This is a genomic window from Arthrobacter sp. NicSoilB8 (assembly GCF_019977355.1).
In the GTDB taxonomy this organism is placed as follows: domain Bacteria; phylum Actinomycetota; class Actinomycetes; order Actinomycetales; family Micrococcaceae; genus Arthrobacter.
In genome coordinates this window covers 3,515,015-3,527,947 of sequence record NZ_AP024655.1, presented here as the reverse complement: position 1 = coordinate 3,527,947, position 12,933 = coordinate 3,515,015, and the positions used below count along the sequence as shown (strand labels likewise).

The following is a 12,933-nucleotide window of genomic DNA, read 5'->3' as shown; positions in this document are numbered from 1 at the left end:
CTGTCAGCGCGGCTGCAGGCCAAGCGACATGCCCTTGAGTCCGCGCGGAACGGACGCCAGCCTCCCGGCGATCCCGGCCAGGGCCACGGCCGCCGGGGTTTCCGGACGGCCCAGCACCAGCGGCACCCCGGCATCTCCGCCCTCACGGAGCAGGACTTCGAGGGGAATCTGGCCCAGCAGGGGAACGTCGTCACCCACGGTGGCCGAGAGGCGCTCGGCGAGCACGGCGCCGCCGCCGCTGCCGAACAGTTCCATCCTGCCGCCGTCGGGCAGTTCAAGATAGGACATGTTCTCCACGACGCCGGCCAGGGTCTGGCCGGTCTGGGTGGCGATTGCCCCGGCCCGTTCGGCAACATCCGCGGCGGCCGCCTGCGGGGTGGTCACGACCAGGATCTGCGCCTTGGGCAAGAGCTGGGCGACGGAGATCGCGATGTCGCCGGTACCGGGCGGCAGGTCCAGGAACAGGGCATCGAGGTCGCCGAAATAGACGTCCGTCAGGAACTGCTCCAGTGCGCGGTGCAGCATCGGCCCGCGCCAGGCCACGGGCTGGTTCCCGGTGACGAACATGCCGATGGAGATGACCTTGACCCCGTAGGCCACCGGCGGCAGGATCATGTCGTCCACCCGGGTGGGGGACTGGGTGATGCCCATCAGCGCCGGGACGGAGAACCCGTAGACGTCCGCGTCCACGATGCCCACACGGAGCCCCTGGGCCGCCAGCGCGCACGCCAGGTTGACCGTCACTGAGGACTTTCCCACGCCGCCCTTGCCGCTCGCGACGGCATACACCTTGGTCAGCGAGCCGGGCGCGTTGAACGGGATGCCGCGCTGGCCGCCGGCGCCGCGGAGCTTTTCCTTCAGGGCGTCCCGCTGCGCCTGGGTCATGACTTTCAGCTCAACCTCGACGCCGGTGACGCCCGGGACGGCGGACAGCGCCGCCTCGGTGTCGGCCGTGATGGTGCCGCGCAGCGGGCAGCCCGCGATCGTCAAGAGCACCACGATCCGCACTCGGCCGCCGTCGGAGATCTCCACGGCCTCCACCATGCCGAGTTCGGTGATGGGGCGGCGGAGTTCAGGGTCGATCACGGTGGCAAGTGCCGCGTGCACTGCCCCGTCGAGGGAGGTGCTGTCCAGCGGGGTGCTCATGCGGGCGGTGCTCAGCTTTCGGGGAAGGTTCGGTGTGCGGGCTGGCGGGCGGGGTCGGCAGGCGGCTCGGGCGGGTGCACAGACGGGCTCGCCGGCGAGTCCTCCCGCTTGCTGCCGGCCTTGACCCGGGGGATCTGCTGGGTCCGGGGGCTGCGCTGTTTGTCGCGCCGCTCCTTCAACTTCTCCTTGACCTTTTCCCGCGGGGTCTCGTGGACGCCGGCGGAAGGATCGTGGGTGCGCAGTTCCTCCTGTGCCTCCAGCATGTCCTCCAGCAGGCTGCGCAGCTCGGCGCGGACATAGTCGCGGGTGGCGACCTCGCGCAGCGCGATGCGCAGGGACGCAAGTTCCCGGGTCAGGTATTCGGTGTCGGAAAGATTGCGTTCGGCCCGCTGGCGGTCCTGCTGGAGCGAGACCTTGTCCCGGTCGTCCTGGCGGTTCTGCGCGAGCAGCAGCAGGGGCGCGGCGTAGGAGGCCTGCAGGGACAGCATGAGGGTCAGCAGCGTGAAGCCCAGTTCCCGTGAATCGAACTGCCATTCCACCGGGGCCCACGTGTTCCAGCCCAGCCAGAAGACGCAGAACACGGTCATGTAGAGCAGGAACTGGGGGGTGCCCATGAAACGGGCGAAACCTTCGGTGGCGTGGCCGAACGCGTCCGGGTCGGGACGGAAGTTGGGCAGGATGCGCTGCCGGCCGCTCAGCGGCGTGTCGAGGCCGCCGGCGGTCCTGCTGCCGGGCCGGACATTGGAGCTCCGTGGTGCGGTGGGATCAGCCAATGCGGCCTCCAAGCTTCCTTATCGGGGCGTCGTCCTCGTGGGCGCGCCAGTCGTCCGGCAACAGATGATCAAGCACGTCGTCAACAGTCACCGCCCCCACAAGCCGTCCGTCCTCGTTGACCACGGGGAGCGAGTTGAGGTTGTAGGTGGCCAGCGTGCGGGCCACCTCACTGATGTGGGCCTGATCGGAGACCGGTTCCAGGTTTTTGTCCACGAGGTTGCCCAGCGGCTCCGGCGGCGGGTAGCGCAGCAGCTGCTGGATGTGCACGACGCCGAGGAAGCGCCCGGTGGGCGTTTCCAAAGGCGGCCGGGCGACGAAGATCGAGGACGCCAGGGCGGGGGAGAGCTCCTCCCGGCGGACGTGGGCGAGTGCCTCGGCGACGGTGGCTTCCGGCGGCAGGATCACCGGAACCGGCGTCATGAGGCCGCCGGCGGTGTCCTCGTCGTATTCGAGCAGCCGGCGGACGTCCTCGGCGCCTTCGGGTTCCATCAGCTGCAGGAGCTCCTCCGCCTGTGCGCTGGGCAGTTCTGCAAGGAGGTCCGCGGCGTCGTCGGGGTCCATTTCCTCGAGGACGTCGGCGGCCCGGTTGACGTCCAGGGCAGAGAGGATCTCCACCTGGTCGCCTTCGGGCATCTCCTGCAGGACGTCCGCGAGCCGCTCGTCCTGGAGTTCACTGGCGACCTCGAAGCGGCGTTTGTCGCTCATTTCCTGCAGGGCTTCGGCGAAGTCGGCCGGTTTGAGGTCCTCGTGCGTCGCCACGAACTGGGTGGCGGCCTGGGGCTCGGTCTTGGCGCCCTGCCGGGCATCCGCCCAGTCGATGATCATGGTTTCGTTGCGGCGCAGCCGGCTCAGCGGCGAGAGGGAGTGGCCGCGGCGGACGAAGAGCTTGCTGACAAACCAGTCGCCGGAGCGGTGCTTGTCCATGGCGATGTCCTCGATGGTCGCGTCCCCGCTGCCGTCCGCGAGGGTGACCCGGCGGTCGAACATTTCGGCGACCACGAGGGTTTCCGCACCGCGCTGTTCGAAGCGGCGCAGATTGACCAGCCCCGTGCAGATGATCTGGGTCTGGTCGATCGAGGTAATCCGCGTCATGGGCACAAACACGCGCTTCTTGCCGGGGACTTCGACGACGATGCCCACCACGTGCGGGGCGCCCCTGGTCCCGCGGGAGAGCACCACGACGTCGCGCAACCGGCCCAGACGGTCGCCCAATGGGTCGAAGACGTCCAGTCCGAGGAGGCGCGCGACAAACACCCGCGAAAGATTCATGCTCACTCATACAGGCTACCGAGTCTGCTCTCTTTTAGCTGAATTTCCAGCCACACACCAGCCGGATAGGTGAGAATGGGCGTATGTCAAACATTTTTGGTGCTCCCAGGGCCGGTGCCCCCAACGGCTCGGACGAGGCCCGCGCTGTCCCCAGAGGCGACGTCGTCGGTTCCTACAACTCCTACCTGGATGCCCAGAAGGCGGTGGACTATCTGGCCGACCAGCAGTTCCCGGTGCAAATGGTGTCGATCGTGGGCAACGACCTGAAGATGGTGGAGCGCGTCACGGGCCGGCTCACCTACCCTCGCGTCGCCCTGTCCGGCGCCCTCAGCGGCATGTGGTTCGGCCTGTTCGTCGGTGTCATGCTGTCGTTCTTCTCCACGACCCCCGGATACTTCTCGATTGTCACGTCCGTGCTGATGGGTGCCGCGTTCTTCATGCTGTTTGGCATCGTCACCTACGCCATGCAGCGCGGCAAGCGTGACTTCACCTCCACCAGCCAGGTGCTGGCGACCAATTACGACGTCGTGGTCTCCTTCGAGGCCGCCGGCGAAGCCCGCCGCCTGCTCCACCAGCTGCCCATGACGCCGCATGACGCGTCCGGTGCCCCCGCTGCCGGATATCAACAGCACGACTACCGGCACCAGGAACCCCAGCACCACGCCCCGCAGCAGCCTGGCCATGCGCCCCAGCGTCCCGCAGGCTGGAATGACCCGTACGGCCAGAGGACCCCGGAGGCCGGCAACGGGCCCGCCGGCCAGTCTCAGCCCGGCCAGTATCAGGGTGGCCAGCCCCAGCAGGGCGCCGCCGCGGGCCAAGCCCCGGCCGGACCCGGCACGGAAGAGGAAGCCGCCCGCCCTGCCGGCCGCGTTTCAGGTGTGAGCTATCCGGACCTGCCGGACGGCCGTCCTCAGTACGGGGTCAGGATCACGGACACCGAGAAGCCGGCCCCGGGCCAGGACAGCCAGCAGCACTGATCCCCGGCGGCAACGGCAGCACCGATTGACGCAGCAGAAAAGCGAGGGTCCCGGACATCCGGGACCCTCGCTTTTCTGCTCTTTAAACTGCTGCTTCCGCTGTGCTGCTTCCGGTGAGGAGGAGCCGTCGGGCGGGAAGGCTACGGCGTCTGGCCGTCGACTTCCAGGTAGATGCCCGCCATCCAGGACTCGACGTCGTCCGCCTTGCGCGGGAGTGCAGCGCTGAGGTTGACCGGGCCGTCGGCCGTCATGAGGATGTCATCCTCGATCCGGACGCCGATTCCGCGGTATTCCTCAGGGATGCCGATGTCCTCGTTCTTGAAGTACAGGCCGGGTTCGATCGTGAACACCATTCCGGGCGTCAGCACGCCGTCCAAGTAAAGCTCCCGCTTCGCCTGCGCGCAGTCATGGACGTCGAGGCCCAGGTGGTGGCTGGTGCCGTGCGGCATCCAGCGGCGGTGCTGCTGGCCCTCAGTGCTGATCGCTTCCTCCACAGAGACGGGCAGGAGACCCCATTCGGCGAGCCGTTCCGCGAGCACAGTCGTGGCCGCGGTGTGGATGTCGCGGAACTTGGTGCCCGGCTGCGCGGCGGCAAAGCCGGCGTCGGCGGCGTCGAGGACTGCCTCATAGACCTTGCGCTGGATCTCGGAGAACTTGCCGTTGGCCGGCAGGGTGCGGGTAACGTCCGCGGTGTACAGGGAGTCGGCCTCGACGCCCGCGTCCAGGAGCAGCAGTTCGCCGGCATTGACCCTGCCGGTGTTCCGGGTCCAGTGCAGCACGGTGGCGTTGTTGCCGGAAGCGGCAATGGTGTCGTAGCCGAGCTCGTTGCCTTCCTCACGGGCGCGGGCGAAGAACGCTCCTTCCACCACGCGCTCGCCGCGGTGGTGGGTCAGCGCCCGCGGGATTGCCTTGACGACCTCCGTGAAGCCGGCCACGGTGGCGGCGACGGCGACCTTCATCTGTTCGATTTCCCACTCGTCCTTGAGGAGGCGCAGTTCAGAGAGGGCCTCTGTGAGCTTCTCGTCCAGTGCGTCGAGGACGCTCAGGTCAAGGTTGTCCGGGTCCTTGGCCGTGTTGTACCGGGCCGTGTCCACGAGGGCGTCAATGTTGTCGTCAACCTTGCGGACCAGCCTGATCGAGATGCCGCCGATTTCCGGCGCGCCGACGTTCTTGGTGATGGCGAGTTCGAGTTCGCCGATGTCCGCGGTGTCCAGTCCGAGCTTGGCCTTGAACTCGGCGAGGCTCGGGCGGGCGCCGATCCAGAACTCGCCGGAGCGGGAGTCCGCGTAGAACTGCTCGGTGTCGCGGCCGGCCAGCGGGCGGAAGTACAGTGTGGCGCGGTGGTTGCCGCCGTCGTCGCCCGTGCCCTCCGCCACCGGTTCCAGGATCAGTACCGCGTCGGGTTCGTGGTCCACGCCGAGGCCCGTGAGGTGCGCGAACGCGGAGTGCGGCCGGAAGCGGTAGTCGCAGTCGTTCGAGCGGACCTTCAGCGGGCCGGCGGGGACGACCAGGCGTTCACCTTTGAACAGGCCTGAAATGGCGCGGCGCCGGGTTGCGGCGTGGTCCGCGACGGCGTCACGCTCCGGGAGGTGCTGGGTGGCCGGCGCCCAGTTGCTGGCCATAAAGGCCTTGAAAGCGTCGGAGCTGGGCCGCTGCGAGCGGTTGTTGACGCGCTCTTCGAGGGGCTGGGAAGCGGAGACTTGGGTGTTATCTGCATCGTTCACCGTCCCATAGTCTCACCAGCGCCGCGGCTAAGGCCAACGGCGCGCGCCGGCCGCCGGGCCCATGGCCGGGCGCACCGCCGGGCACCGGCCTGACCCGATCCGCCCTCTCGGGCTGCGGCTTTGGATCCGGCCATCTACTAGGCTGGTGAGGTGAGGATTGACCTGCATGCGCACTCGAACGTTTCCGACGGCACCCAGGCGCCGGCTGACGTCATTGAGTCCGCCGCGGGGGCCGGGCTCGACGTCGTCGCGCTGACCGATCACGACTCCACCGGCGGGTGGGCTGAGGCCGCCGCCGCCGCCCGGAGGACCGGGGTCGCCCTGGTCCCGGGCATGGAGGTCTCCTGCCGGACAGCGGAAGGCATCAGCGTCCACCTCCTGAGCTACCTCCATGACCCCGCCCATCCCGGGCTGCTAGAGGAAATCTCCAAGGCCAAGGACGCCCGGCACACCAGGGCGCAAAAGATGGTCACCCTGCTGGCCGAGGACTACCCGCTGACCTGGGACGACGTGATCCACCATGTCGCGCCGGGCGCCACCCTCGGCCGCCCGCACATCGCCGACGCGCTCGTTGCCGCGGGCGTAGTGGAAGACCGGGCCGAGGCCTTCGGCTCCATCCTGACCTCACGTTCGCGCTACTGGGTCCAGCACTATGCGCCGGAGCCGGCGCTCGCCGTCGAACTGGTCCGTGCAGCCGGCGGCGTGCCGGTCTTTGCCCACCCCGTTGCCTCTGCCCGCGGGCGGATCGTGGGGGAGGAGACCTATCGGGAGATGATCGACGCCGGGCTGGCCGGCCTGGAAATCTATCACCGGGACAACCCCGAGGAGGGCAGGGTGTTCCTCCGCCGCATCGCCGAAAAGTACGGCCTGCTGGTCACCGGGTCCTCCGACTACCACGGCACCGGGAAGCCGAACCTGCTGGGGGAGAACCTGACCTCGCCGGAAGTCTTTGCCCGGATCGAGGAACTCGGTACGGGTTCTGCCGTGGTGCGCTGAGGACCGGCGGGGCCGCACCTGACCGGAAGGGCAGTACCGGACCTGACCGGGAGGCAGTACCGGGCCTGACCGAGAGGCAGTACCGGGAAGGGCAGTCAGGCCGGCGGGAACGACGTGAACTGCGCCTGAACGGCCAGGCGCTTGGCCATGACATCGACGGCGGCCTGGTTCTGGTCCACGCACACGAACCTGCGGTCGAGTTTCGCGGCCACGGCGCCGAGCGTGCCGGAGCCGGCGAAGAAGTCCAGGCACCAGTCGCCGGGGCGGCTGGAGGCCGCGACCACGCGCCGGATCAGGCCTTCGGGCTTCTGCGTCGGATAGCCGGTCTTCTCCTTGCCGGTCGGCGAAACGATCGTGTGCCACCAGACGTCCGTGGGCAGCTTGCCGAGCTCGCGCTTGGCCGGCGTGACCAGTCCGGGCGCCATGTACGGCTCGCGGTCCACCTCGGCGCTGTCGAAGTGGTACTTCGCCGGGTTCTTGACGTAGACAAGGATATTGTCGTGTTTCGTGGGCCAGCGGTACTTGGCCCGCGCGCCGTAGTCGTAGGCCCAGATGATCTCGTTCAGGAAGCACTCGCGGCCGAAGATCGCGTCCAGCATGACCTTGGCGTAGTGCACTTCACGGTAGTCCAGATGCAGGTAGAGGGTGCCGTCGTCGGCCAGCAGCCGCCAGGCTTCCACGAGCCGGGGCTCGAGGAACGACCAGTAGTCGCTGAAAGCGTCGTCGTAGCTGTGCAGCGCGCCCTTGATGGTGTCATAGGAACGGCCCTTGAACCCGACTCGGTCACCCTCGCCGCCGGCGTTGAGCACCATCCGGGTTTCCTGGCGCCGCTGGACCCGGCCGGTGTTGAAGGGCGGGTCCACATATATCAGGGTGAAGGCGCCGTCCGGCAGCGTGGGGAGGTATGCCGCGTTGTCCGCGTGAACCACCAGGTTGCTGCCGTCCGGCGCCCAGACGGTCTCAGTCATGGAGGGGATTAGGCCTCGGCGCCGCTCGGCTGGGCGTCGCCGCCGGCCACCACTTCGCCGTTGCGGCGGCGGGTGCGGGTGCGGCGGCGGGCACGGGTCGCCCGGTCAACTTCGGTCGGGGCCTTCGAGGGAGCGGCGCTGGCCGCAGCTTCGGTGCCCTGTCCGCTGGCAGTGGAGGCTGCAGCGGCTTCGGCGTCCGCAGGACGGCGACGACGGTCCCCGGTGCGTCCGCCGGCCTCGGCGCCGCTGCGGCGCGTGTCGCGGCCGCCGGTGCGGCTGCCTTCACGGGCACTCTCACGGCCGCCGGTACGAGTGCTTTCGCGGCTGCCGCTGCGGCTGCCATCACGGGCGCCGTCTTTTGCGCCGCCACGCGAGTTCTTCTTGCCGGTCTCGCCGAGGTCTTCGAGGACCTCCGCGTCGACGCCGGCCAGCACGCGCTTGTCGCGGGGGAGCCGGCCCTTGGTGCCCTCGGGGATATCGAGTTCCTCGAACAGGTGCGGCGAGGAGGAGTAGGTCTCCACGGGCTCGGGGTAGCTCAGGCCCAGGGCCTTGTTGATCAGGCCCCAGCGCGGCATGTCATCCCAGTCGACAAAGGTGACGGCGGTGCCCTTGTTGCCCGCACGGCCCGTGCGGCCGACGCGGTGCAGGTAGATCTTCTCGTCCTCGACGCACTGGTAGTTGATCACGTGCGTGACGTCGTCGACGTCGATGCCGCGGGCAGCGACATCGGTGGCCACGAGGACGTCCACCTTGTTGTTGCGGAAGGCGCGCAGCGCCTGCTCACGGGCGCCCTGGCCGAGGTCGCCGTGGATGGCGGCCGCGGCGAATCCGCGGTCCACCAGTTCCTCGGCCACCTTCGCGGCGGTGCGCTTGGTCTTGGTGAAGATGATGGTGCGGCCGCGTCCGCGGGCCTGCAGGATGCGGGCGACGACCTCCACCTTGTCCATGCTGTGGGCACGGTAGATCAGCTGGCGGATATCGCGCTTGGTCAGGCCCTCGTCGTCCGGGTCGGCGGCGCGGATGTGGGTCGGCTGGGTCATGTAGCGGCGGGCCATGGCGATGACCGGGCCGGGCATGGTGGCCGAGAACAGGAGCGTCTGGCGGACCGCGGGGGTCCCGGCGATCAGGGTCTCGACGTCCGGCAGGAACCCGAGGTCCAGCATCTCATCGGCCTCGTCCAGGATGACGATCTTGACGTTCTTCAGGCTCAGGTGCTTCTGCTTGTAGAGGTCGATCAGGCGGCCGGGGGTGCCGACGACAACCTCGACGCCGTTCTGCAGCGCCTCGACCTGCGGCTCGTAAGCTCGGCCGCCGTAAATGGTGGCGATGCGGGCATTGCGCTTCTTCGCGGCATTCTCGAGGTCCTTGGCCACCTGGACGGCGAGTTCGCGCGTGGGCACGATCACCAGGGCCTGCGGCGCGCCCGGAACGGCCAGCTTGTCAAAGCCGGCGTCGTCGCGGCCGACGACGCGCTGCAGCGCCGGGATGCCGAAGCCGAGGGTCTTGCCGGTACCGGTCTTGGCCTGGCCGATGATGTCATGCCCGGCCAGTGCGACAGGCAGGGTCATGGCCTGGATCGGGAAGGGGTGGGTGATGCCGGCGTCGGCCAGGGACTCCACGATGTCGGCGCGGACATTGAAGTCGGCAAAGGTCTTTTCGGCGATCTCGTGCGGCTTTTCGTCCGAGATGATGGTCTCTTCGGGCTCGATGGTCTCTGTGCCGGACTCATCGGTCAGAAGCTGGTGCGTGTGCAATTCACTCACAGGTGAGTTTCCTTATTCATTTTGGGCTGCGCTGCTTGCTCAACGGGGCCGGCCGTGGTGGCCGTTCCGGAGCACGCTCAGGGGCGCAAGCATTTCCAGTGGAAGCCGATCGCGGGCTATCTAAATGCTGGCACTGGGGACCAGCGGGCGTATCTCAAGATCGCGTAGGGGCGGGCTTGTTGAATTCGAAAATCATGGAAATCAACGACCGGGCATCCATTTCTACTTCTCCAGTCTAGCTGGCAATAGTCCCGATCCTCGACTGGAGCCGCGATCGCGCCACCGGAGCGTACCCGGCAGCGAAGCGTCAGCCCACGAGCTCGAGCCGGATCTCGCGGGTGGCGATGTCCGAGGACACCACCCGGACCCGGACCCGGGTGCCCGGTTCCAACTCGCCGGGGCACCGTGCCGTCACGGCGGGTTCGGCGATCTGGACGATCCCGGACGGCCCGTTCCCGTTGCCGTTGGCCTTGCTGCCGTTCCCGTTGACCCCGACGGCGGCGTTGACGTTTGCGCCCTTGACCGGTTTGGCGCCGGAGATGACGAGGGCGTCGAATTCCTGACCGACGTGGTTGACCAGCAGCGCCGCCTCCACGGTGTCCAGCGACAGCCGCTCCAGCTTTGCGGCCAGCTGGTCCGAGGTGGCCATGATGGCCGGGAGGGACGGCAGGGCCGCCCTGGCCCAGGCCGGAACTTCGGTGCCGTTGCTCAAGGCCTCGCAGATCACCAGCACGAAGCGGTCGATCAGCCGCCGCAGCGGCGCCGTTGAATGGGCGTAGGCCGCGCCGATGGCGGCCTGGACGGCGGCCTGCGGCACGGTGCCGTCGAAGGGCGTGTAGCCGGCACCGCGGAAGAGCATGCCGGCCGAATGCACAATTGCCAGCTGCCGGGGGTCCGTGGGATCGAGCGTCCGCAGGTACTCGCCGTACCGCATCTCCCCGTCCCAGGGCTTGCCGAGGGCGTGGGTCTGGCGGTGGAAATGCCGTAGCGACGCCTCGTCCGGGGCGGGCATGGTACGCAGGATGCCGACTTTGCCCTGGAGCATCAGTGCGGCGGCCGCCATCCCGGTCATGAGGGAAATCTGGGCGTTCCAGTCCTCCACCGGCAGCGGCGGGGCAGCCACAATCCGGTAGCCGCCGTCGGGCAGCTGCTGGATCTCCTGTTCGGGCATATTCAGGCTCGCGCCGCCGCGCTTGCGTTCCAGTTCCACCCGCTTGATGCCCACTTCTTTCAAGAGCTGCAGCACGGGTGCCGCGGTGCCCGCGTCGAGCTCGGCCTGGACGCCCTTGTAGTTGAGCTTCGCGCGGCTGCGGACCTGAGCCCGGCGCACGAGCACGGAGGTCACCTCGGCCGCGGCGTCGAGCTCGAATTCCCAGACGAACGCCGCACACAACTGCCCGGCAAGCAGGCTGCCGGCGGCCTCGCTGATAATCTCCGGGTGCAGCGGGATCCGGCCGTCCGGGGTGTAGAACGTCTGACCGCGGCGGCGGGTCTCGGCGTCGAGCGCCCCGCCCGGGGCGACAAAGGACGGGACGTCGGCGATGGCGTAAAACACCTTGTAGCCCTCGCCGCTCCGTTCGATGAACAGGGCCTGGTCGAGGTCGGTGGACGACGCCGGATCGATGGTTACGAACTCGACATGCGTGAAGTCCAGGTCCGGCAGCTTGTGCTCGGCCACCGCCGCCTCCGCATCGCGCAGCACGTCCTCGGGGAACGGACCGGGCAGTTCCAGCGTGGTGCGCAACGCCTTGAGGGCCTCGGCAAGCTGGTTCTGCTGCTCGTGGACGCTCGGGGTCAGGCGATGATGTGACACGAAAATCAGGGTAGCCCGATTTCCGCGATTAGTCTTGGAATATGAGCGCAATCCCGGGCGATCCTGCCCGCTACAACAGCTTCCTGGCGGATCTGCTGGGAGTCATGGCGTACGGCGAGCTTTCGGCCTTCGAACGGCTCTCCTCGGATGCCCGGTATTCGCCCACGCTGCATGACCGTGCGGTGCTCGGCAGGATTGCCGTGGTCGAGTTCCAGCACTACGAACTAGTCCGGGCCCGGCTCGAGGAGATGGGCCTGGATACCGAGGCGGCCATGCTGCCGTTCCAGCCCTCCGTGGATCACTTCCACGAACGCACCCGCCCCGCGGACTGGTACGAATCGCTCATGAAGGCCTACGTGATCGACACGGTTTCGGCCGACTTCTACCGTGCCGTCGCCCGGTATGTCGACGCCGGCACCCGGGAGCTGATCGGGCGGATCCAGTCCACCGAAGCGTCCACGGCCGTGCTGCAGGAGCGCCTCAAGGCGGCCCTGGCCGATGACCCCCGGCTGGCGTCGCGCCTGGCGCTGTGGGCCAGGCGCCTGCTCGGCGAGGCACTGACCCAGGCCCAGCGGGTGAGCCTGGAACACGCGTTCCTGGGCGGCCTCTCAGGCCTGGATGACGCCGGTGCCAGGGAACTGGTCAGGGCCCTGACGGCAGAACTCGCGGCGAACCACTCGCGCCGGATGGCCGGGCTGGGGCTCGCCGGGTAGGCCGGATGGCCGGTGCCGGGACACGCCCGGCTGCGTGCCGGGGAGCTGGCGGGCGCCGGTGGAGCCTGCGGGGGCCCGCTCAGGAATCAGCGGCATCCAGCGCCGCGAGCAGCGCGCCAGCGGCGTGCGCCGGATCATCGGCGTCGGTGATGGCCCGGACCACGACGATCCGCCGGGCACCGGCGTCGACGACCTCCTCCACATTGCCGAGGTCGATCCCGCCGATCGCGAACCAAGGCAACAGGCTTCCGGCCTGGCCGTCGACCTGGCCGGTCCCGTCCGCATCCGCCGGGCCGGCCGCCTGGGCGGCGTAGCGCACCAGGTCGATGCCGACGGCGGCGCGGCCCGGCTTGGTGGGAGTGGCCCACACCGGCCCCACACAGAAGTAGTCGAGTCCCTTGCGGCCGGGCGAGGACGCGATGGCCGCGTCAACCTGCTCCGCGTTGTGGGTGGACAGGCCGATCACGGTGTCCTTGCCGAGGAAGCCGCGGGCGGCGTCGAGCGGAATGTCCTTCTGCCCGATGTGGAACACCGGCGCCCCGGACAAGGAGGCGATGTCCGCCCGGTCATTGACGGCCCAGAGCCGTCCGTGGCGCTGCGCCGCGGCGTGCACGACCGCAAGGAGTTCCAGTTCCTCGGCCGCCTCCAGCGACTTGTCGCGCAGCTGGATGATGTCCACCCCGCCGGCAAATGCGGCGTCCACGAAGTCTTCGAAGTCGCCGCGGTCACGGCGGGCGTCGGTGCACAAATAGAGGCGGGCAGTGGTGTGGAGGGAGTCCTGGCTCATGGG

The 12,933-nt window shown here is 68.6% G+C and carries 11 protein-coding genes; 3 read left to right on the top strand and 8 right to left on the bottom strand.

The genetic code is table 11. The features are described 5' to 3' along the window. Window positions 1-3: 3 nt before the first annotated feature. Genes LDO15_RS15850 through LDO15_RS15840 form a run of 3 tightly spaced genes read right to left on the bottom strand, consistent with a single transcriptional unit; the run spans window position 4 to window position 3,195 of the window. Window positions 4-1,146: an Mrp/NBP35 family ATP-binding protein gene (locus tag LDO15_RS15850; RefSeq protein WP_223980028.1), complete on the bottom strand. Its 1,143-nt coding sequence runs from the start codon at window positions 1,144-1,146 to the stop codon at window positions 4-6. An 11-nt stretch (window positions 1,147-1,157) separates the two neighbouring features. Further along, the gene (locus tag LDO15_RS15845; protein WP_223980026.1) at window positions 1,158-1,919 is read right to left on the bottom strand and encodes a DUF1003 domain-containing protein; all 762 of its coding nucleotides are present in this window, start codon (window positions 1,917-1,919) and stop codon (window positions 1,158-1,160) included. Further along, window positions 1,912-3,195, bottom strand: a complete 1,284-nt coding sequence (locus LDO15_RS15840) for a CBS domain-containing protein (protein WP_223980024.1) — start codon at window positions 3,193-3,195, stop codon at window positions 1,912-1,914. Before LDO15_RS15840 ends, LDO15_RS15845 begins: the two co-directional genes overlap by 8 nt. Before the next feature lie 77 nt (window positions 3,196-3,272). Here LDO15_RS15840 and LDO15_RS15835 point away from each other — a divergent pair, with 77 nt between their 5' ends. Beyond that, window positions 3,273-4,166 (top strand): general stress protein, encoded by an 894-nt coding sequence (locus LDO15_RS15835; protein WP_223980022.1) that lies wholly within the window; start codon window positions 3,273-3,275, stop codon window positions 4,164-4,166. Between the two features lie 140 nt (window positions 4,167-4,306). Here LDO15_RS15835 and LDO15_RS15830 read toward each other — a convergent pair whose 3' ends face one another. Beyond that, window positions 4,307-5,890: an aminopeptidase P family protein gene (locus LDO15_RS15830; RefSeq protein WP_223980020.1), complete on the bottom strand. Its 1,584-nt coding sequence runs from the start codon at window positions 5,888-5,890 to the stop codon at window positions 4,307-4,309. A 150-nt stretch (window positions 5,891-6,040) separates the two neighbouring features. Here LDO15_RS15830 and LDO15_RS15825 point away from each other — a divergent pair, with 150 nt between their 5' ends. Further along, window positions 6,041-6,886, top strand: a complete 846-nt coding sequence (locus LDO15_RS15825) for a PHP domain-containing protein (RefSeq protein WP_223980019.1) — start codon at window positions 6,041-6,043, stop codon at window positions 6,884-6,886. 95 nt (window positions 6,887-6,981) lie between these two features. Here the strand turns inward: LDO15_RS15825 and LDO15_RS15820 are convergent, their stop codons facing one another. The 3 genes from LDO15_RS15820 to LDO15_RS15810 form a co-directional block, all read right to left on the bottom strand. After that, window positions 6,982-7,854 (bottom strand): site-specific DNA-methyltransferase, encoded by an 873-nt coding sequence (locus tag LDO15_RS15820; RefSeq protein ID WP_223980017.1) that lies wholly within the window; start codon window positions 7,852-7,854, stop codon window positions 6,982-6,984. A gap of 8 nt (window positions 7,855-7,862) precedes the next feature. Further along, on the bottom strand, window positions 7,863-9,617 hold the full coding sequence (locus LDO15_RS15815; protein ID WP_223980015.1) for a DEAD/DEAH box helicase: 1,755 nt from the start codon (window positions 9,615-9,617) through the stop codon (window positions 7,863-7,865). Between the two features lie 307 nt (window positions 9,618-9,924). Next, complete coding sequence (locus tag LDO15_RS15810) at window positions 9,925-11,430, bottom strand: RNB domain-containing ribonuclease (protein ID WP_223980013.1); 1,506 nt, start codon at window positions 11,428-11,430, stop codon at window positions 9,925-9,927. 41 nt (window positions 11,431-11,471) lie between these two features. On the opposite strand from LDO15_RS15810, the gene LDO15_RS15805 reads away from it, so the two are divergent. Continuing rightward, window positions 11,472-12,143: a ferritin-like fold-containing protein gene (locus tag LDO15_RS15805; protein ID WP_223980011.1), complete on the top strand. Its 672-nt coding sequence runs from the start codon at window positions 11,472-11,474 to the stop codon at window positions 12,141-12,143. Window positions 12,144-12,222: 79 nt separating this feature from the next. Here the strand turns inward: LDO15_RS15805 and thiE are convergent, their stop codons facing one another. Beyond that, window positions 12,223-12,930: a thiamine phosphate synthase gene (gene thiE / locus LDO15_RS15800; RefSeq protein ID WP_223980009.1), complete on the bottom strand. Its 708-nt coding sequence runs from the start codon at window positions 12,928-12,930 to the stop codon at window positions 12,223-12,225. Window positions 12,931-12,933 lie beyond the last annotated feature (3 nt).

Coding starts and splice junctions, on each gene's coding strand:
- LDO15_RS15850 (WP_223980028.1), bottom strand. CDS start 1,146: ATGAGCACCCCGCTGGACAGCACCTCCCTCGACGGGGCAGTGCACGCG.
- LDO15_RS15835 (WP_223980022.1), top strand. CDS start 3,273: ATGTCAAACATTTTTGGTGCTCCCAGGGCCGGTGCCCCCAACGGCTCG.
- LDO15_RS15820 (WP_223980017.1), bottom strand. CDS start 7,854: ATGACTGAGACCGTCTGGGCGCCGGACGGCAGCAACCTGGTGGTTCAC.
- LDO15_RS15805 (WP_223980011.1), top strand. CDS start 11,472: ATGAGCGCAATCCCGGGCGATCCTGCCCGCTACAACAGCTTCCTGGCG.
- thiE (WP_223980009.1), bottom strand. CDS start 12,930: ATGAGCCAGGACTCCCTCCACACCACTGCCCGCCTCTATTTGTGCACC.